14 protein-coding genes are annotated in these 19,267 nt (G+C 59.0%); 4 read left to right on the top strand and 10 right to left on the bottom strand.

Annotation, left to right across the window (positions count from 1 at the left end; all coding sequences use genetic code 11):
* Nucleotides 1-49: 49 nt before the first annotated feature.
* Nucleotides 50-2,488, bottom strand: a complete 2,439-nt coding sequence (locus QE432_RS16110) for a DUF1217 domain-containing protein (protein WP_306624939.1) — start codon at nucleotides 2,486-2,488, stop codon at nucleotides 50-52.
* 366 nt (nucleotides 2,489-2,854) lie between these two features.
* Here QE432_RS16110 and QE432_RS16105 point away from each other — a divergent pair, with 366 nt between their 5' ends.
* Nucleotides 2,855-3,421: a DUF6101 family protein gene (locus QE432_RS16105; protein ID WP_003515202.1), complete on the top strand. Its 567-nt coding sequence runs from the start codon at nucleotides 2,855-2,857 to the stop codon at nucleotides 3,419-3,421.
* A 77-nt stretch (nucleotides 3,422-3,498) separates the two neighbouring features.
* Here QE432_RS16105 and ubiA read toward each other — a convergent pair whose 3' ends face one another.
* The 4 genes from ubiA to QE432_RS16085 form a co-directional block, all read right to left on the bottom strand.
* Entirely contained in the window at nucleotides 3,499-4,452 is a 954-nt protein-coding gene (ubiA, locus tag QE432_RS16100; RefSeq protein ID WP_003515201.1) for a 4-hydroxybenzoate octaprenyltransferase, read from the bottom strand.
* Nucleotides 4,453-4,571: 119 nt separating this feature from the next.
* Nucleotides 4,572-5,372 carry a MipA/OmpV family protein gene (locus QE432_RS16095; RefSeq protein WP_003515199.1) on the bottom strand — a complete coding sequence of 267 codons (801 nt, stop codon included), beginning with the start codon at nucleotides 5,370-5,372 and terminating at the stop codon, nucleotides 4,572-4,574.
* Nucleotides 5,373-5,606: 234 nt separating this feature from the next.
* Nucleotides 5,607-6,863, bottom strand: a complete 1,257-nt coding sequence (locus QE432_RS16090) for an SAM-dependent methyltransferase (protein WP_003515197.1) — start codon at nucleotides 6,861-6,863, stop codon at nucleotides 5,607-5,609.
* A gap of 167 nt (nucleotides 6,864-7,030) precedes the next feature.
* A complete protein-coding gene (locus QE432_RS16085; RefSeq protein ID WP_065658323.1) occupies nucleotides 7,031-9,355 on the bottom strand; it encodes a Tex family protein in 2,325 nt (774 codons plus the stop codon).
* 201 nt (nucleotides 9,356-9,556) lie between these two features.
* On the opposite strand from QE432_RS16085, the gene purD reads away from it, so the two are divergent.
* The 3 genes from purD (at nucleotide 9,557) to QE432_RS16070 (ending at nucleotide 13,649) form a co-directional block, all read left to right on the top strand.
* Nucleotides 9,557-10,828, top strand: coding sequence for a phosphoribosylamine--glycine ligase (purD, locus tag QE432_RS16080; protein ID WP_111782790.1), 1,272 nt, complete (start codon nucleotides 9,557-9,559; stop codon nucleotides 10,826-10,828).
* Between the two features lie 157 nt (nucleotides 10,829-10,985).
* Complete coding sequence (locus QE432_RS16075) at nucleotides 10,986-11,498, top strand: plant virulence effector HPE1-like domain-containing protein (protein ID WP_306624937.1); 513 nt, start codon at nucleotides 10,986-10,988, stop codon at nucleotides 11,496-11,498.
* Between the two features lie 327 nt (nucleotides 11,499-11,825).
* Nucleotides 11,826-13,649 carry a methyl-accepting chemotaxis protein gene (locus QE432_RS16070; RefSeq protein WP_111782792.1) on the top strand — a complete coding sequence of 608 codons (1,824 nt, stop codon included), beginning with the start codon at nucleotides 11,826-11,828 and terminating at the stop codon, nucleotides 13,647-13,649.
* Between the two features lie 58 nt (nucleotides 13,650-13,707).
* On the opposite strand, the gene QE432_RS16065 is transcribed toward QE432_RS16070, so the two are convergent.
* From QE432_RS16065 to QE432_RS16045, 5 genes are all read right to left on the bottom strand, one after another.
* Complete coding sequence (locus tag QE432_RS16065) at nucleotides 13,708-14,193, bottom strand: DUF523 domain-containing protein (RefSeq protein WP_306624935.1); 486 nt, start codon at nucleotides 14,191-14,193, stop codon at nucleotides 13,708-13,710.
* Entirely contained in the window at nucleotides 14,193-14,507 is a 315-nt protein-coding gene (locus QE432_RS16060) for a helix-turn-helix domain-containing transcriptional regulator (RefSeq protein ID WP_306624933.1), read from the bottom strand. The genes QE432_RS16065 and QE432_RS16060 overlap by 1 nt, the downstream gene beginning before the upstream one ends.
* A gap of 1 nt (nucleotide 14,508) precedes the next feature.
* A complete protein-coding gene (locus QE432_RS16055; protein ID WP_306624931.1) occupies nucleotides 14,509-14,853 on the bottom strand; it encodes a type II toxin-antitoxin system RelE/ParE family toxin in 345 nt (114 codons plus the stop codon).
* Nucleotides 14,854-14,894: 41 nt separating this feature from the next.
* On the bottom strand, nucleotides 14,895-17,210 hold the full coding sequence (gene glyS, locus QE432_RS16050; protein ID WP_306624929.1) for a glycine--tRNA ligase subunit beta: 2,316 nt from the start codon (nucleotides 17,208-17,210) through the stop codon (nucleotides 14,895-14,897).
* Between the two features lie 98 nt (nucleotides 17,211-17,308).
* Nucleotides 17,309-19,246: a DUF2207 domain-containing protein gene (locus QE432_RS16045; RefSeq protein ID WP_306624927.1), complete on the bottom strand. Its 1,938-nt coding sequence runs from the start codon at nucleotides 19,244-19,246 to the stop codon at nucleotides 17,309-17,311.
* Nucleotides 19,247-19,267 lie beyond the last annotated feature (21 nt).

Below are 19,267 nucleotides of genomic sequence, written 5' to 3'. Positions count from 1 at the left end.
CTTAACCGGGTAAGCTCGGCCTTTCCATCGTCCGTCCTCGCTTTCCAGCCTACCGCGCACGCAGCGATGCGACAGCCAGCAGCGTGTCGCCGCTGATGCCCACCGAGCCGCTGCCGTTGAACAGCATCATGATCGGGTTGGTGGTGTTCTGCTTGTCGTCGTACATGATGGTAAAACGGGCGATCAGCTTCTTGACCTTATCGGGATCCTGAAAGTCCTCGATGTCGAAATACTTCTTCATCATCGCCACCTGCGTATCGACCCCGGCATTGCCGAGTTCATCGGGAATGCCAAAGGTGGTCGTGATGAAGTTCTGGATCGCGGTGTCGGCGAGAATGGAGTAATAGGACGTTGTTCCCGCCGCCATTCGCTTGAAATAGAGCGCCAGACGCACGCCCGCATTTTCTTCACCTGCCTGCGTCTCCAGCGTCTGCGTCAGATAATTGTCCAGCGTCTCGTAGAGGCCGCGACGCGTCTGGATGGAGCTTCGATCCTCGCGCAGGATATTACCGTCCGTGTCGAAATTGAACGCGGTGACGAGACGGCGAAAAGCCGGGTCCATCTCCTTGTTGAGATAGCTGTCCTTGTCATCCAGATTGGACGTGAACATTTTTTGCAGCTGGTCCTTGGTGACCTTCGTCGGGTCGATGCCAAGCGATTCCATCGCGAATTTCGTCAGGCGATCATTCCCCAGAAAATCGCTGAGCGTCTTGACCTTCTGTAGCTCCGAACGGAAAAATTCCGCCTCCTTCTTGGCGGCTTCCTTTTCCTGGTCTGTTCCGAAGGCTGATTTCTTCTTGATGTAGTCGACCGACATGCTCTGAATTTCAAGTTCGGACTGCGCAAGAACCGGAGAACCTGGCGATCCGTCAGACTTGAAGTTGAAGAGTTCCGCGAGTTTGACGTAACGGTCGTCTTTCAGCGCATAAACGTAGCTCTTCTTGTCCAGCAGGTCGCTGGTCAGGGCTCTACGAACGTCCGCAATATTCACCTTCGTCGGATCGAGGCCGACCGCCTTGAGCGCATAGGTGTAAACCGCGCTGCTTTCCAGGAAGTCCGCAACAGATTTGACGTTGGCAATATCGCTCTTGAACAGCTTCAAAGCGTTTTCGTCAGCGGCCTCGTCCTTGTCGTTATAATGGTTCATGTACCCGTTGGTCGTGGTAACGGTCTGGGTCGTCGTCTGTGGTGCCGTACCGTCCGGCAGCGTTCCATCCGCCTTGAAATTGAACGCTTCACGCAATGCGATGTAACGTTTGTCGCCATTGCCGAACTTGGCGATATAGTTGTTGGGATCGCTGAGATCGCTGGTCAAAATGTTCTCGATCGTCGCATTGACTATGGTCAAGTCACTCAGGTCGAATGCGACCTTGATGTAATTCACCAGACGCGGGTCTGCCATTAACTCATCGACGGTCTTGATCGAACCGATCTTCGATTCGAAATAATCCCTGTTCAAGGTGGCAACGGTCGGGGTCACACGCGGGGCACTGCCGACATAGGCCTGGGTCAGGATCTTGACGTTGTCGGCCGTCTGCGCCTGGCCGGCCGCAACGGTACCGTCATTGGCAAATTCGAAAGCCTGGGCCATCTGCGCCATCGTATTATATTGCGAGACGGTATTGGAGAGCTGGGTCTGCTCCGCCGTGATGGAGGCAAGGGTCGCCGCCCACTGGTCCTTCGGCGGCAGCACGGCTTCAAGCTGGGTGAGCTGATCCTGCCGGGTGGTTTTCTCTGTTTCAAGGGCGGTTCGCTGTTCGGCGGTCAGCGTGGTATCAGCCAGCGCGGTATCGATGGCCGTTATCCGATCCGTCACATCCCCATGCAACTCGATATTGCCCTTGGTCGTAAGCTTTTCCACGGCAGCGGAATAGGCCGCGCCGAACTTCTGGTTCAGATAGCTGTTCGGGTCATCGATATCGCTCGTCATCAATCCCTTGATGTGGGAATAGCTGTAGGTCTTCTCATCAATGCTGAAGACCTCGAAGATGTAGGCGCGGGTTCTATCGTTCTGAAGAAGCTGGTCGACGTTCGTGACCGTTCCGATGATCGCCTTATAATAACGGGTTTCTTCGGACAGGCTGTCATCGAGGTTGGTGATCGAGGTGTCGTAAAGCCCGATCATCTTGTCGAGCTGCGCCTCCGTCTGCACCGTGGTCGTGGACTGCGTGAAGTTGAAGGATGCGGCAAATTCGCGATAACGTTCATCCGTCAGCTTGTTGGCAAAGCTGTTCTGGTCGTTCAGGTCGCTTTCCAGCACCTTCTTCATGAAGGCCTTGGCGTAGGTCATCTCGCCGAGACCGAAGGCATCCATGGCATAGGAATAGAGCTGGTAGTTATTGAGGAACTCGTCGACGCTTTTTACATTGCCGATGTTTTCCTTGTAATATTTCGTCTGCCGCTCGACGATCCCCTGCTGCGACACGCGTGAAATGCTTGCCTTCATATCGCGGTTGATGAGGTCGTAGCTCAGAAATGTCGATACCATGCGAATGCCCCATGGAGCACCGCGCATCACGCTGGATACGGCCGGCTCCGGTTTTGAATTCGCCCACCACACCTCCATCCGGACGCACGGCAGGCCTTGGCGCGACTGTGCATGACGCGCCTTGCCCGGAGCTTGAAAGAGCACAGTTTCGGGACTGAGAAAAATCGCATTGTCTCAATCGGCTTTACCTCAGCGAAACCATGCCACGGTGGGTTTTGCTAACCATTTGGGAATGCAAAGTTTTCTTAACCGCGATTTTTAAGCAGTCTCGAACATGCGGCGGATATTCTCCTGACATCAGAGGACGAAAAGTCCCGATGAGAAGACCGGAAACCGGCTCTCAGGTAAAACAAGGGTAGAATAAACATGACCAAGACCGTTCTGAAGCCCGACTGGGCCGTCGCCACACTCAGACTCGACCCGGCACGTTTTCCGCAACAGGTCACCTATGGCAGGGGCAATGGCGCAACCGATGTTGCCGTCACGCTCGATGAACGGGGCGCCGTTCTGCGAAAGGTCCTGTCCTCTTCCGGCCTGCCTTTGTCCTTCGCCCTGCCAGCCCGCGCTTTCAAGGGCGTTGCCGCCCGCGCCATCGACCATGGTGATGGACAGGTGACGGTGACGCTGGAGCTTCACCACGACGATCCGGAACTTTGCGTTCCACTTCTCGTCGCCCATGATCTTTGCGATATCGCCGCCGACTGGCGCAGCTGGTCGGAAGCCTACCGCATTCCGATGCTGATGGTGGAGGCCGATGGCGTCGCCCGTCCGCTGGAAGAACATCTCGGCAAGGTGCGCACCAAGAACAGCCGCCCCCGTCGCCGGCACTCCTATTTCGCGGATCGTCGCCCGCGCTTCCTCGTGCGCCGCTCCACCGGTTCTCTCGGCATGAGCATGAAGATCGAGGGCAAGGAAATCATCGCTCGCAGCTGATAATCTTCAGACAAAACAATAAAAAGCCCGGCGCGGATATCGCGGCCGGGCTTTTTTGCATCTACCTTTCAACAACCTCACGCCAACAGAAGCGGCAGAATGAGACCGGCGAAAATCAGCACGCCGACGCGGTTGTTGGATTTAAACAGCACAAGGCATTGCGCCACGTCGTCGATATCGAGCACCCAGACCTGCCGAAAAAGCATGATGGCGGCGGCGGCAAGGCCGCTATAGGCGATCAGGTTAACGCCCGCTCCCCAGAAGGACAGGGCGATCATGACAAGGGCTGTGCCATAAAGAAAAACCAGCCAGCGATGTGTGTTGTCTCCAAACAGCAGCGCAGTTGAACCGATGCCCACTGCCGTGTCGTCTTCCTTGTCCTGATGGGCGTAGATTGTATCATAACCGATCGTCCAGGCGATGGAGCCGACATAAAGCAGGACAGCTGGCCAGGCGATGGACCCGAACTGCCCGGCCCAGCCCATCAGCGCACCCCAGGAAAAGGCAAGGCCGAGAAAAAATTGCGGCCAGTTGGTGAAGCGCTTGGCGAAGGGATAGATTGCCACGAAGACCAGCGAGAATATGCCGGTGGCAATCGCAAATCCGTTGAACTGCAACAGCACCACGAGTCCGGCGAGCGCCTGCAACACGATGAAGACCTTCGCCTGCGCCCTGCTCACGCGACCAGATGGCAGCGGCCGCGAGCGCGTGCGCGCCACTGCCATGTCGATCTTGTGGTCCGCAAGATCGTTATAGGTGCAGCCCGCGCCGCGCATCGCCACCGATCCGATGAAAAACAGCGCCAGATGCCAGATCAGCGTGCCCCAGGAAAAACCGCCGCTTGCTACCGCGGCATTGGCCGCGAGTGCTGCGGACCAGAAACACGGCCACATCAGCAATTGCCAGCCGATGGGGCGGTCCCATCTTGCCAGCTGCGCATAGGGCCAGAGGGGTCTCGGCAAAATCCGATAGACCCAGTTGTTGGATGGTGCGTCGGAGACGCGGTCTGACAAATCGCTGTGGTGAACCATGGGGATGGTTCTACAGCATCGGCAGGCGAATCGGAATCGATTTCAGCACTTGGCCGCAGACACAAAAAAGCCCCGCAACGCTTTCGCGGCGGGGCTTGGGGTGGGCATACTCGCCCGCCTCAGGGCAGCGTGAAGCCGAATTTGTAGCTTGCCTGGACGCCGACGACGAACTGGTTCTTGGAGCCGCGCTCACGCACCAGCGAGCTGTCGGCGGCATCGCCCGTCAGGCGGCGATATTCGGCGAAGGAACCAACTTCAGCGGCTTCCGTGACCTTCCATGTGATGGCGGCGCCAACGCCGGCGGAATGCAGGCCGCCGCCGGGGCTGTAGGGCGATGGCGCGCCGGCCGCTGTCTGCGCGGCGCTTACGCCGTAATAGCGTTCATTGTATTTGCTGCTGACCCATGTGGCGCGCGGGCCGGCGGAAATCTGGATACCGGGGGCGATATCAGTGAAGACGTCGGCCGAGAGGTCGGCGACCACACCGCTATGGCTGCGGATGCCCTGACGGGCTTCGCCGCGAATACGCAGCCAGTCGGTGGGATAAGCCTCGGCGAAACCGCCAAGCTCGCCGCCGCGCTTGATGCGGGTCATGCCTTTCAGATCGGCCGAATCCTTCTGGTCACGCGGAGACACCAGCTTTCCCGCAAGACCCATGCTGATCGGGCCATTGTCCAGCAGCGAGATCGAGGCGCTGTCGTTGCGCGACGTGAAACGCGCGCCCTGACCCTGACGGCCGAGAGAAATGATGGGCGAAAAGCCGAATTCGTTCTTGTTGTCGCCCTGATATTTCGGCGCAGAAAAACCCGAACCGCCGAGCTTCAAATACCAGTCGCCGGAAAACCAGCCATCGGCATGGGCGTTACCGACGGCAAAAAGCGATAAAACACAAGCGGCGACGGCCGCTGATGGCTTGAACATGAAAATAACCCCAGGAAACGCAATACAAACAGGTAAGCGTAGAATTAGAGGGATTCCGTTTCCATTCCATTAACCAGCGCGAGAAGGCGGCGATTAGCTCTTCCGTCATTCCGGCCCTGAGCCGGAATTCAGACGTCGCGCGTCTGCGCGGCAGGAAGCCTTCTTTCAGCCCGAGGACTTGGGCTGGCTGGATGCCAGATCAGGTCCGACATGACGGTGGCGAATGGACAAGCCTTAGAACATAACCTTCTCAAGCGGCGGCCGCGTCTTTTCGAACTCCAGCAGCTTTTCCTCGTTGCGGGCAATGTAATCGCGATTATGCGGAACGGCGTCGCGATCCTTGGCGAGCTGGATCTGGAAAATATGAAAATTTTCGTGGGTAAAGGCCATTTCGGACCCCGCTAGATAAAATTCCCACATGCGGAAGAAACGCTCGTCATAAAGTGCTACGGCCTCTGCCTTGCGCGCCACGAAACGTTCGCGCCAGTGCCGCAGCGTATGCGCATAATGCATGGGCAGGATTTCGATATCCTTCACCAGCAGCCCCGACTTCTGGATGGCTGGCAGCACCTCAGCGAGCGAGGGGATGTAACCACCGGGGAAAATATATTTTTCGATGAAGGGATTGGTCGCCAGTGCCGGACTGGGCTGGCCGATGGAATGCAGCACCATCACGCCCTTGTCGTCCAGAACCTCCGCCACCTTGTCGAAATAATCGCGGTAATGGGTCGGCCCGACATGTTCGAACATGCCGACCGAGACGATACGGTCGAATTTCTTCGAGGCAGGCAGGTAACGGTAGTCCTGCAATTCGAAACGAACATTGCCGGCAAGCCCACGTTTTGCTGCACGGTCGCGGGAAACGCGCAGTTGCTCCTCGCTGAGCGTGATCCCGGTCACATCGGCACCCGCACTTTCGGCAATATACATCGCCATGCCGCCCCAGCCGGATCCGATCTCCAGTACGCTCTGGCCCGGCTCCGTCATCAGCTTGGCAGCGATGTGCCGCTTCTTGGCGACCTGCGCCTCATAAAGGCTGATGCCCGGCGGATTGAAATAGGCGCAGGAATATTGCCAGTCCTCATCAAGGAAGATGTCGAACAGCTTGGCGCTCAGATCGTAGTGATGGGCGACGTTGCTCTTGTTGTGGTTTACCGGCAGATGCATCCTGATGCGGGCGGCGATGATGCGGGCCATACCACGCCAAACCATGCCGAAGGACAGCGCCTCGCTTAGCGTGTTGCTTTTAACCAGCGCCAGAAAGTCGTAGATGTCGCCCTCGACGACCTGCATACGGCCTTCCATATAAATTTCGGCGAGTTTCAGCGCAGGATCGGCAGCGATCTCCTGCATGGCAGCTTCGTCGGTGAAATTCAGAACCACCCTTGTTCCGGTACCGTTACCAAATGTACGGCTACCACCCGGGCTATTGACGACAAGATTACCGTTCTTGATTATCTTTTCGAGAAGAACATGCAGAGACGACGCCATGGCACCCCCAATTGCTAAGTCTCACTTATCAATTTTTCTGACCGTATTCCTTTCGGCACAAGTTTCAAGATAGTCTTATTTCAAAAAAATTGAACGATTTCATCAAGCAAAAAGCCCCACCGGGGTTTCCGGCAGGGCTTTTCCATAGAAATCATTTCAACCGGAGGTCAGCGTCGCTTCATCGCTTCGGCCAGAGCCGCAGCAAGAGCACCACCCGATTGCGACCCTTCGTTGTGTCCCTGCGGTTTGGAATTCGCGTGGCGCATGGCGCCCGCATTGCCCTTTTCGCGCATTGGCTGGGGTGCCGCCTCGCCGCCGTCCTTGCGCATGGTGAGGGCAATACGCTTGCGCTTCACATCCACTTCCACGACACGGACCTTGACGACATCACCCGCTTTCACGACCTCATGCGGGTCTTTCACGAAACGGTCGGCCAGCTGCGAGACATGCACGAGCCCGTCCTGATGCACACCGATATCCACGAAAGCGCCGAAGGCGGCGACATTGGTGACGGTACCTTCCAGCAACATGCCCGGTTTCAGATCGGTGATCTCGTCCACGCCGTCAGCAAAGGTCGCCGTCTTGAAGCTTGGGCGCGGGTCTCGGCCGGGCTTTTCCAGTTCGGCGATGATGTCCTTGACGGTGGGCAGGCCGAATTGTTCGTCGATGAAGCGCTTCGGATCGAGCCCCTTCAGCGTGGCGCTGTCACCCATCAGCGTGCGCAGGTCGCGACCGCAGGCGGCAACGATCTTTTTCGCAACGCCATAGGCTTCGGGGTGCACGGAGGACGAATCCAGCGGTTCCTTGCCGTTGGGGATACGCAGAAAGCCGGCGCATTGCTCGAAGGTGCGCTGGCCAAGGCGCGGCACCTTCAACAGCTCCTTGCGGCTGGCAAAGGGGCCGGTCTGGTCGCGGTGTGCAACGATGGCATCGGCAATCGAAGCACCGAGGCCGGAAACCCGCGCCAGAAGCGGCGAGGAGGCGGTATTGAGATCGACACCGACGGCATTCACCGCATCTTCCACGACCGCGTCGAGTGAACGGCTAAGACGGCCCTGATCGACATCGTGCTGATACTGCCCGACGCCGATGGATTTCGGCTCGATCTTCACCAGTTCGGCCAGCGGGTCCTGAAGGCGGCGGGCGATGGACACCGCGCCACGCAGGGACACGTCGAGATTGGGGAATTCCGCCGCCGCCCGTTCCGACGCGGAATAGACCGATGCGCCCGCCTCCGAAACGATGACCTTGGTGGGCTTTGCGCCGGAAGCCGAAGCCGGCATCTGTGTCAGCAGATCGGCGACCAGCTTTTCCGTCTCACGGCTGCCCGTGCCGTTGCCGATCGCGATCAGCTCGACATTGTGCTTGCGGATGAGCATGGCGAGTTCCGCCTGCGCGCCGCGCACGTCGTTCCTCGGCTGGAAGGGATAGACCGTCGTGGTGTCGAGCAGCTTGCCGGTGCCATCCACCACGGCCACCTTGACGCCGGTGCGGATGCCCGGATCGAGCCCCATGGTGGCGCGTGAGCCCGCCGGTGCGGCCAGCAGCAAATCCTTGAGATTGCGGGCGAAAACATTGATCGCCTCTTCTTCCGCACGTTCGCGCAATTCGCGCATGAGATCGAGCGAAAGCGACATGGAGAGCTTCACCCGCCAGGTCCAGCCTGCCACTTCCATCAACCATTGATCGGCGGGGCCGGCATTGCGGATATCGAAGGCGGCCGCGACGGTACGCTGCGCGGGTTTGACCGGAGAGGGATCATCCGCATCGACATCGATGGTCAGCGTCAGAATCTCCTCGTTCCAGCCGCGCAGCATGGCCAGCGCGCGGTGTCCCGGCACTGTCGCCCAGCGCTCGAAATGATCGAAATAATCGGAGAATTTTTCGCCTGCCGCCTGCTTGCCGTCGACCACCTTGGCGCGGAAAATGGCGTTCTGGCGCATATAGTCGCGCAGGCGTCCAAGAAGATCGGCGTTTTCCGTCATGGTTTCCGCCACGATGTCGCGCGCGCCTTCAAGCGCTGCCTTCACATCCGCCACCTCGCCCTGCACATAGGCCTCGCCAAGCTTTGCCGGATCGGCTGCGCGGTTTGCCCAGATCGCTTCGGCCAGCGGACCGAGACCGCGCTCGCGGGCGATTTCGGCGCGGGTGCGGCGCTTCGGCTTGTAGGGCAGATAAAGGTCTTCCAGCTCCGCCTTGGTGCCCGCCTGCATGATCTTGACCATCAGGGCGTCCGTCATCTTGCCTTGACCGTTGATGGTATCAACAATGGAGGCGCGGCGCGCATTGAGTTCACGCAGATAGACGAGGCGTTCGGCAAGCGTTCGAAGCTGGGTATCATCCAGCCCTCCCGTCGCTTCCTTGCGGTAACGGGCGATGAAGGGCACGGTCGCTCCCTCGTCCAGCAACGCCACTGCCGCCTTCACCTGATCGGCGCGGGCGTTGATTTCGGAGGCGATGAGCGTGGCGAGGCGGGCATTATCTGCGGTCATGGGGTTCTCTGATGTCACATCTGGAGCGGCGAACATAATGTCTGATTGTGGCGTGACAACAAGAGGCGGCAACGATTCCACAGGAAAGGCTGAGTTCGAGGGAAAGACGGGCATTTGAGGCGCTTTCTCCTTGACCTTTCGCCCCCCTGCCCTTAACGCCCCTCAAACAAGGTTACAGGCGAATTTGCAGGGGTGTTGACCATGAAAGTTCTGTTGATCGGTTCCGGCGGACGCGAACATGCGCTGGCGTGGAAAATCGCCCAGTCTCCCCTGCTCGATGAACTTTATGCCGCTCCGGGCAATCCCGGCATCGCCGACCATGCGACACTCGTTTCGCTTGACGTGGAAGACCACGCCGCCGTTATCGCCTTTGCCAGGGAAAAGGCGATTGACTTCGTCGTCGTCGGACCGGAAGCGCCGCTGGTTGCCGGTCTGGCAGATGATCTGCGTGCGGCTGGTATTGCCACCTTCGGGCCTTCGAAAGCAGCCGCTCAGCTTGAGGGTTCCAAGGGGTTCACGAAGGATCTATGCGCCCGTTACGATATTCCAACCGGGGCTTATCAGCGTTTCAAGACCGCCGAACCGGCAAAGCAATATGTCCGTGAACAGGGCGCACCCATCGTCATCAAGGCCGACGGGCTTGCCGCCGGCAAGGGCGTAACGGTTGCCATGAGCGAGGCGGAAGCGCTTGCCGCCATCGACGACTGTTTCGACGGCGCTTTTGGCGCTGCCGGCGCCGAGGTTGTGGTAGAAGCTTTCCTCGACGGTGAGGAAGCCAGTTTCTTCTGCCTTTCCGATGGCAAAACCGCGCTGGCGTTGGCAACAGCCCAGGACCACAAGCGCGTGGGTGATGGCGACACCGGCCCCAACACCGGCGGCATGGGCGCCTATTCCCCCGCCCCGGTGATGACACCGGCCATGGTGGAGCGCACCATGAAAGAAATCATCGAACCGACGATTTCTGGCATGGCGAAAGACGGCAATCCCTTCTCCGGCGTATTTTTCGCCGGTCTGATGATCACCGCCAAAGGCCCCGAGTTGATCGAATACAATGTGCGTTTCGGCGATCCGGAATGTCAGGTGCTGATGATGCGCCTCAAGAGCGACCTGCTGCCGATCCTCTACGCCACTGCTACCGGCACGCTGGACAAGGTGGAAGCGGAATGGCGCGACGATGCGGCGCTGACCGTTGTTCTAGCTTCCAAGGGTTATCCCGGTGCCTACGACAAGAACACGCCCATCGCCCATATTCCCGATGCCAGCGAAGAGGCAAAGGTGTTCCATGCCGGGACGGCGCTGAAGGACGGCAGACTGGTGGCGACGGGCGGACGCGTGCTGAACGTCACCGCCTTTGGCAAGAACGTGACGGAAGCGCAGGCCCGCGCCTATGCGCTGGCGGCCAAGGTGGAATGGGAAAACGGCTTCTGCCGTCGCGATATCGGCTGGCAGGCCGTGGCGCGCGAAAAAGTCTGACCATTCAAGGCATACAGCGGCCGGGGCGCAGATTTCGCTCAATTTTTACCAAGTTTGCTGACCTGATGGAAACGAAAGACCGATAATATCTGCCGAACATTGAAGGGCGCATTCTGTCTCGATCGTGAGGCTGCGCCGTCATTTCGGGGGTTTTTCGATGCGTCGTCTTCTTTTGACAGCGGTTGTCGCGCTGACCGGCGGGTCTGCGATGGCGTCTTCCATCGAATATGTAAACGGCACCCACACCAGCAATGGCAGCTTCGTTCGCCTCGACTGCGCCCGCTGCCAGCCCGTGAAGGACAACCCTGCCCCCGATGGCTTTGCCATCCCCTCCATCGAGCCGGGCACGCAGCACACGGAAATGCGTGAAATCGAGGGTAAGCGCACGCTGGTGCGCACCGAGGCCTGGCTTGGCGGCGCGCCCGTCACCTTCGTCAGCACCAATCCCGCTTGGATGCCGCAGGAAACCCCTGGCACCGCAATTGCCACGTATGATGAGGGTGAAGCTGGCACTCCCCCCGAGGAAACGGCAGCCACGCCAGCAGGCATAGACATGACCGCGACCACGGCAGCGACGAAGACAATTTCGGCGGCCAATGCCACGGCACCGTCAAGCGCATCAGTAATGGCGGCACCCGATTACCAGGATTTCAAATTGCGCGGCAATTGACCGACAGTGTCGGCGGCGTCTTTGATGACAAAAGTCAAATAATCGCGTCATCGCTGCATTTTTCGAAGTGCACGGCAACCATCCGGTGAATAATAAATTATGCATCCATTATTCTGCCAAGCACGCTCATAAAGCTTTTGCTAATTAAATATTTATTCAAATTTTTTGCCGCTAAGTGACCTCATAGTGCGATGCAGCACGACATGAGGGCTTGGAGCGGACTTTCGCTTTCAGGCTGATCACAGCGCATCAGGCGCCTTCCCATTTTCGAAACTTCGGCAGCGCGCGGCTTTTTCCGGCTCGCGACGCAAAAGCTTGTGAGCGCCCATGAAGAATCTTTCCATTTCCCGTCAGCTGATCGTGCTCGTGGTGGCCCTTATGGCCGCCTTCGCAGCAGCAACGTTTTACCAGCTGAAATCTGCCACCGACGCGATCTATGAAGAACGCTACGGCATGCTGCGGACACAGGTGCAATCCGCCATTTCCATCCTGCAATCCTTCCACGACAAGGAAAAGGCCGGGACGCTTTCACACGAAGACGCCATGAAGCAGGCCTTCGCCACCGTCAGCGCCATGAGGTTCACCCCAGATGGCTATCTGTTCGGTTACGACTACGACGTGACGATGAAATTCCATCCCGACGCGAAGCGTGTCGGCGAGAACTACAAGGGCAAGCCGGACAGCAAGGGCTTCCAGTATCGTGACGAGCTCGTACGGCTTGGCCGCAACGGCGGCGGCCAGACGGATTTCTACGGTCCGAAGCCCGGCATGGAAGGCAATGACTACGCCAAAAGCTCCTACGCCCTTGCTTTTGAGCCCTGGCAGGTGGTGGTCGTGACCGGCGTTTACATCGATGATCTGAATGCCCAGGTTCGTGGCGAGGTGATGAGGGCGCTGTCCATCGGTGCCGCCATCTTCGTGCTGGCACTTGCCGCCGCCTTCTACGTTATCCGGGGGATCTCGAAGCCGCTCGGCGACATTCACAGGGCGCTCGGTGAAGTCGCCAATGAGAACGTCTCGCTCACCATACCCCATACCGGGCTGACCAACGAAGTGGGCATGATGGCGAAGGCCACGGCCTCGCTTCAGGACAAGGTACGGGAGCGCCACGCCATGCAGCGCCGGGAGGAAGAACAGCAGCAGCAGCTCAACGCCGAGCGCCAGAACAACCTCGACATGCAGCGCGACGAGGCCGCATTGCAGGCACGTGTCGTCACCACCATTGGCGAGGCGCTGGAAAAACTCGCCGGCGGTGATCTGACCGTACGTTGCGCCGATCTCGGCAACCGTTACGCCGCGCTGCGCGACAACTTCAACGAGGCATTGACCCATCTCGACGCCGCCATGGCCAAGGTGAATTCCAAGAGCATCGATATCGGCGGCTCGAAGGAAGAAATCCGCAAGGCCTCCAACGAGCTTTCGCAGCGCACCGAACGCCAGGCGGCAAATCTCGAGGAAACCTCTGCCGCGCTCGACGAGTTGACGGTTGCGGTGCGCCAGACGGCTGAAGGTGCAGCCGACGCCGCCAAGCGCGTCACGACAGTCAGTTCCGAAGCGATGCGCAGCGACCGGGTGGTGGAAGAAGCGATTGCGGCGATGAGCGGCATCGAACAATCTTCCGATCAGATTTCGAACATCATCGGCGTGATCGACGACATCGCTTTCCAGACCAATCTTCTGGCACTGAATGCGGGCGTGGAAGCGGCGCGTGCCGGGGAAGCGGGCAAGGGCTTTGCCGTGGTGGCACAGGAAGTGCGCGAACTGGCGCAGAAATCCGCCGCCGCCGCCAAGGAGATCAAGGACCAGATCGCCCGCTCTTCCAACCAGGTGGAAAACGGCGTGCGTCTTGTCGGCGAAGCCGGTGACGCGCTGAAACGCATCTCGGACCAGATCAAATCCGCCAACGAGATCGTCGGCAAGATCGCCCATTCGGCGGCCGAACAGGACACGACGCTGCGCTCTATCTCCACATCGCTCAACCAGCTCGACGTCGCCACCCAGCACAATGCGGCGATGGCGGAAGAGACCACGGCTTCGGCGGAAGCGCTGGCCGTCGATACCGAAGAGCTACTGAACCTCATCCGCGGCTTCCGCGTCTCCTCCGGCAACCAACTCCACGGCATGGCAGAGCAGATGCGCATGGCGGGGTGATATACGCTGAGGTGATGTATAAACGAAAACGCCGGAGGAAACTCCGGCGTTTTTTGTTTCAACGTGTCAGAGTATCCAGCCGGTCGATATCGGCAGGCGAAAAGACCGCAATTCCCGCTCTTTCAAGCAGCGCCGCCGTCACGCCATTGCCCGCATGTTTGATGCCGGAGAACGAGCCGTCATAGATCGCAACCGATCCGCAGGACGGGCTGCCGTCGATCAACAACGAGTGCGTGCAGCCATTGGCTTTAGCAAGGGCCAACGCCTTTTCCGCACCGGCAATAAATTCCGCCGTGACATCGCCGCCGGTTACTTCCAGCACCCGGGCGCGGCCTTCCAGCACATCGAGACCGGAAGCTCCCTTCTCGATCTCTGCCGGCGGGCGCGGCACGGACATGCCGCCCGCCATTTCCGGACAGATCGCCACCAGCCTGCCTTCATCCCGCCAGCGGTCTATCGCCGGGTGGACGAGAGGTTTGCCCTTGCCGTCATAGCGGACCGCCTGGCCAAGGAGACAGGCGCTGATTAGGATTTTGGTGATCATCAGGCCGCTGCGACAGCGAGATGTATACCCGAGTTCTTCTGAAGCGCTTGAATGACACTAAACAGACTATCGGCCCGGGGATTTCCCTTCGGGCCGAACATGCGCATCAGGCTTTTCGCAGGCACATCCACGTGTTTGGATAAAGTCTCGAAACCGATCGTGGCGTTGATGAAATCTCGCAATACCGACTTGCCGGTTTCGACATCTCCCTCCAGCAACAGTTCCACAGCATCCGACAAGAGAGCCGCCCGGAAGGCTGGGTCTTTTTCCGCCCTCGCCTTGACTGTCTGTTTGAATTCCCGCGTTAGCGCCATGTCAATCACCCATCCCGGCACCCTTGTGGGCGCCCTTTCTGGATTTATAATCCTGCCAAGAGGCCTTGGCCGCTTCGATATCGTTCTGCTGCCGTGCCTTGGTTCCACCAATCAGCAATATCACCAGCTCATCACCGTCACGCCCGAAATAGACACGATATCCGGGGCCATAATCGATCCGGTATTCGAGAACACCGGAGCCAACGGATTTTACGTTGGCGAGATTGCCCTGCCCCATCCGGGTCACGGCCATCGTTACCTTCGACGCTGCACGCGCGTCGATCTTCACGAACCATCGCTCAAATGGGCTCGATCCGTTAGGGTCCAGATATTCAACGACCTTCATGGAGCAATGGTAACATAAACATTACCATTGGCAACCCTGCCTCACCCCGTAATCTTCGAGAAATCCGCAACCGTTCCGGTGGCTTCACGAATGGCCTTCAACAGCGCCAGACGGTTTGCGCGGATGGCCGCGTCCTCGTCGTTGACGAGCACATCCTCGAAAAACTTGTCGACGGGCGCGCGAAGCGTCGAAAGCGCCTGCATGGCGGAGCGGAAATCTTCCGTCTCGACGGCCTTTGCGGCATCGGCGGAAGCGGTCTTGATCGCCGCGTAAAGCGCCTTTTCGGCGTCGAGCTTCAGCAGTTCTTCTGAAACGCTGTTCGCAACCACGGTGCCCTTCTTTTCCTCTGCGGCCAGAAGCTGGGTGGCGCGCTTTGCACCGGCCAGCAGGTTCCGGCCATCTTCGCCGGTGATGAAGGCGGTCAGCGCCTCGACACGGCGGGCGATCATCAGCAGATCGTCAGATTCCGGTGTCAGGACTGCATCGATCAGATCGTAGCGGGCGCCAAGATCGCGCAGATAGACCTTCAGGCGGTCGTGGAAGAAGGAGAGCAGCGAAAAAACGGACGGACGAGCAACAAAGAGACCATTGTGGAAGGCTTCATCTTCTTGCAGGTTCTTGAACAACTCGGTCTCTTCAAACTCCCCTCGAACAGGATTGATGGTTCGGAGCAGTTTCTCTGCAGATTCCCTCGCTTCCGAAGGATAAAACGCCAAATTTATATCCGTTATGGCAGGCACTAATGGAAGCCGCACGTTCTTTTCAAGCAGAATACGAACCACGCCCAGCGCCGCACGGCGCAGTGCGAAGGGATCCTTCGAACCGGTAGGCTTTTCATCGATGGCCCAGAAGCCGACGAGCGTGTCGAGTTTGTCGGCGAGAGCAACCGTGATCGCCACCTTGTCGGCTGGCAGGCGGTCGGAGGGACCCTGCGGCTTGTAGTGATCCTCGATCGCCGCGGCGACACTTTCGTTTTCGCCCTGCAAGGTTGCGTATTTTCGGCCCATCAGGCCCTGAAGCTCGGGGAATTCGCCGACGGCTTCGGTGCGCAGGTCAGCCTTGGCCAGCACCACGGCGCGGTCTACCAGCGTCTCATCTGCCCCGACGACGGGGGCCAGAGCCTTGGCCAGTTCGCGAATGCGGGCCACACGCTGCCCTTGAGTGCCGAGCTTGGCATGGAAGGTAACGTTCAGCGCATCGAGCTTGGCCATGCGCTGGTCGAGCGGCTTCTTGAGATCGAGGCCAAATTTCGCAGCCGAATCCTTGAGCGTCTCCAGATCGGGCAGATCGCCCTGGTCACGGTTCCAGAAATGGCGGGCATCCGACAGGCGGGCGCGGACGACCTTGCCGTTGCCATGGATGATTTCCTTACCGCCGTCGCTTGCCTCGATGTTCGAGATCAGGATGAAGCGGTTAGAAAGACCCTCTTCCGCACCCTGATTGCGGGTGACAAAACACTTCTGGTTGGTCTTGATGGTCAGCCGGATGATTTCCGCCGGGATTTGCAGGTAATCCTCTTCGAAAGTGCCCATCAGCACCTGCGGCCATTCAACGAGGCCGGAGACTTCTTCCAGCAGGCCTTCGTCTTCCACCAACTCAAGGCCGTTGGCAAATGCCAGATCCTTGGCATCGTGCAGGATGATATCCTTGCGGCGGTCGGCATCGAGAATGACCTTCGCCTTTTCAAGGCTGGAGACATAATCCTCGAAACGGCGCACGGTGATCGGACCCGGCGCATGGAAACGGTGGCCATAGGTGACGTTGCCAGCGACGATGCCGTCGATGACAAAGGGAATGACCTGGGTTTCGTCATGTTCGGGGCCGAACAGGCAGACGATGGATTGCAGCGGGCGCACCCAGCGCAGGCTCTCCGAGCCCTTGCCTTCGATGCCGGCATAGCTGGAACCCTTCGGCATGGAGGCCGGGCCGGAGCGCATGGATTTCGGCCAGGGGAAGGAGCGGATGATGCCGGGCATCACCTCGGCGATGATCTCTTCCGCCGGGCGGCCGGGCTTGTTGATGATGGCGATGTAGAAATCGCCTTTCTTCGGATCGGAAACGACCTGAGCCTCGGAGACATCATTAAGGCCAGCGCCGCGCAGAAAGCCCTCAATCGCCTTTTCGTTGGCATCGGTGCGCGGACCCTTCTTTTCCTCACGCACATCGGCGGAGCGGGCATTGAGGCCGCGAATATCCAGCGTCAGGCGGCGCGGCGTCCAATATTCGCGCGCACCCTCATAGGTCAGCCCTCTCTCCACCAAGGCGTCAGTGACGAGTTTCTTCAGATCGCCCGCCGCCTTGCGCTGCATGCGTGCGGGGATTTCCTCGGAGCGAAGTTCAAGCAGAAGATCGGGCATGGGATAAGGACTTTAATCTGTTGCAAAAGAGTGTCGCGGACTTAGCAAGACCAGCGGCAAAAGTCATCAGCTATCGGTTAAATTACCGCCGGTGGACGTTACCAGCCGCCACCACCACCACCGCCGCCGCCCGAACCGGAAGAACCACCGCCACCGCCACCTGAAAAGCTGGAGGAAGATGAGCTGACAGGTTGGGGAATGGTGGAAGCGATTGTATTCGCCATGGAAGTGGAGAACCCACCAATCCGGTCTCCGAAGCTGCCGTAATTGCTGCCCAAATACCAGCCGGGCGCATAACTTGCCGCGGCGGCACCGGCAGCAGCCGTGGCAAGCCAGGTCTCGAAGGTGCGGCTCCAGGGTTTTTCCACGCCGAGCGCGACCGCATAGGGCAGCAATGTCTCAAAATGCTGCGGCGACATGGCGGGGGCATCCGCCATATTCATCCGGTCCTTTTCCGCCAGCGTCAGATAGGTTCTGAGGCCCTCGATGCCGTCCATCAGCTTGCGGCCGAGCGGCGTCGGCGCACCCATCAGGAACAGGAACAGCGCGTTGGTAAGCACGATGCCGCCGATGGCGGCCAGCGCCAGCGACTTGGTGTCATGCGTCACATCCAGCAGGATCTGCGTGGCAATGCCGCCAATGACCGAGAAAGCCACAAAACCGGCAAAGGCCAGCATGACGATGCCGCCGATGCGCTTGCTCAACGACGCGCCACGCGAGAACTGTCGGCCGATGCCGATCGACAGGATGCTGAAGAAAAAGGCGAAAAAGCCGAAGACCAGCACGGCGGCAATGGCGCTTTCATCGAGATCACCGAACACCAGCGTCGCGACGATTATGGCGACGCTGAAGAAGATGCCGAAAACGATGTAACCGGCATTGCTGCGGTAATATTTGCCGCGGTGCTCTTTTTCTATCGCCGCGCGAAACTGCTTGCCGACCTTTTCGACTTCCGTTCCATGCGCCTTGTCGATGGTGAGCGTCTCGCCCGGACCACCGATGGAGGACAACAGCGTCTTCTGCCCGCTCGGCAACTCCGCCCCAGCCTGCTTTTGCGTGCGGCGGATGACTATGGAGTTCTTCAGATCCTCCAGAACGACATAACCCTTGACCGCCAGATCAAGCGCCGAGGCGGACAGCGCTGTCCAGCCTGCGCCGGAAAAACCCCTGTTATCAACGTAATTGACCAGAGCCGGCGAAAGCCCCTCCGGTGCATCCCAGCGCGGCACGACTACACCCTTGGCCGGATCACGGCCGACCGCGAACCATGCTCGCAGATAATAGAGCAGCACTGCGAAAAGCCCGCCGCCCGAAAGCAGGATGGCAAGATTGTCACGTAGCCACCAACCTGCCTCCTGGGAGGAGTCGGGGGCGGCAATGGCGCCCTTCGGTAACTTCACGGCAACTGTCATGCCCTCGCCTACTGAAAACGGGCGGGTAGAGGCAAAAAACACCTCGTTGCCTTCGCTCAAAATGCGCGCATCCTTGCCCTTGGCACCGAGTGGACCGGTGAAAACGGCAGTATCGGTGGCCTTCACGCCCTGTGGCAAAGTGATCGTGGCGGAAATCTCACCCATCGGAAACTGCCAGCCATTGCCGGTGACATTCCAGGTGAGTTCGTCATAGTCGCTGAAATAACGGATCTGCCGGGCGGTGGTGTAGGTGATCTGGACGATATGCTCGCCGGTCGGAAGAAAACGGTCGGCGCTGCCGGTATAAATGCGGATACCGCCATCGATATTCTCGGTGCGCCAGTTCTCCGGCGCGCCGTCTCGCTCCACGGAAACGACGTTAAAATCCACCTTGGTGCGTCGGTTATTCGCATCCAGCGCATAAAGCGGGAAATCGCGGAAGATGCCACGCTTGATGTTCTGGCCTTCGGCACGGGCGGTGATGGTTTCCGTCACCGTCAGTTCGCCACTCTTCGCAACCTCGACGACGGAATGATAGGAGCGGATGAATTCTTCCGCAAAGGCCGGGCAGGTCGCGCCCAGGAAGACAAGCAGCGCGAGAAGTCTTGCGGCGATGGTCTTCACGGGGCGGTCTCCTCCAGCCGG

Origin of the sequence: Agrobacterium sp. SORGH_AS_0745 (genome assembly GCF_030818995.1) — a bacterium.
Classification (GTDB): Bacteria; Pseudomonadota; Alphaproteobacteria; order Rhizobiales; family Rhizobiaceae; genus Agrobacterium; species Agrobacterium tumefaciens.
This window is presented reverse-complemented; position numbering and strand designations above follow the sequence as displayed.

Bases quoted from the DNA above. Each gene is read 5' to 3' on its own strand.
- QE432_RS16085 (WP_065658323.1), bottom strand. From the start codon at position 9,355: ATGACCGCAGATAATGCCCGCCTCGCCACGCTCATCGCCTCCGAAATC.
- QE432_RS16055 (WP_306624931.1), bottom strand. From the start codon at position 14,853: ATGAAGGTCGTTGAATATCTGGACCCTAACGGATCGAGCCCATTTGAG.
- purD (WP_111782790.1), top strand. From the start codon at position 9,557: ATGAAAGTTCTGTTGATCGGTTCCGGCGGACGCGAACATGCGCTGGCG.
- QE432_RS16105 (WP_003515202.1), top strand. From the start codon at position 2,855: ATGACCAAGACCGTTCTGAAGCCCGACTGGGCCGTCGCCACACTCAGA.
- QE432_RS16070 (WP_111782792.1), top strand. From the start codon at position 11,826: ATGAAGAATCTTTCCATTTCCCGTCAGCTGATCGTGCTCGTGGTGGCC.
- glyS (WP_306624929.1), bottom strand. From the start codon at position 17,210: ATGCCCGATCTTCTGCTTGAACTTCGCTCCGAGGAAATCCCCGCACGC.
- QE432_RS16075 (WP_306624937.1), top strand. From the start codon at position 10,986: ATGCGTCGTCTTCTTTTGACAGCGGTTGTCGCGCTGACCGGCGGGTCT.
- QE432_RS16095 (WP_003515199.1), bottom strand. From the start codon at position 5,372: ATGTTCAAGCCATCAGCGGCCGTCGCCGCTTGTGTTTTATCGCTTTTT.
- QE432_RS16060 (WP_306624933.1), bottom strand. From the start codon at position 14,507: ATGGCGCTAACGCGGGAATTCAAACAGACAGTCAAGGCGAGGGCGGAA.
- ubiA (WP_003515201.1), bottom strand. From the start codon at position 4,452: ATGGTTCACCACAGCGATTTGTCAGACCGCGTCTCCGACGCACCATCC.
- QE432_RS16110 (WP_306624939.1), bottom strand. From the start codon at position 2,488: ATGGTATCGACATTTCTGAGCTACGACCTCATCAACCGCGATATGAAG.
- QE432_RS16090 (WP_003515197.1), bottom strand. From the start codon at position 6,863: ATGGCGTCGTCTCTGCATGTTCTTCTCGAAAAGATAATCAAGAACGGT.
- QE432_RS16065 (WP_306624935.1), bottom strand. From the start codon at position 14,193: ATGATCACCAAAATCCTAATCAGCGCCTGTCTCCTTGGCCAGGCGGTC.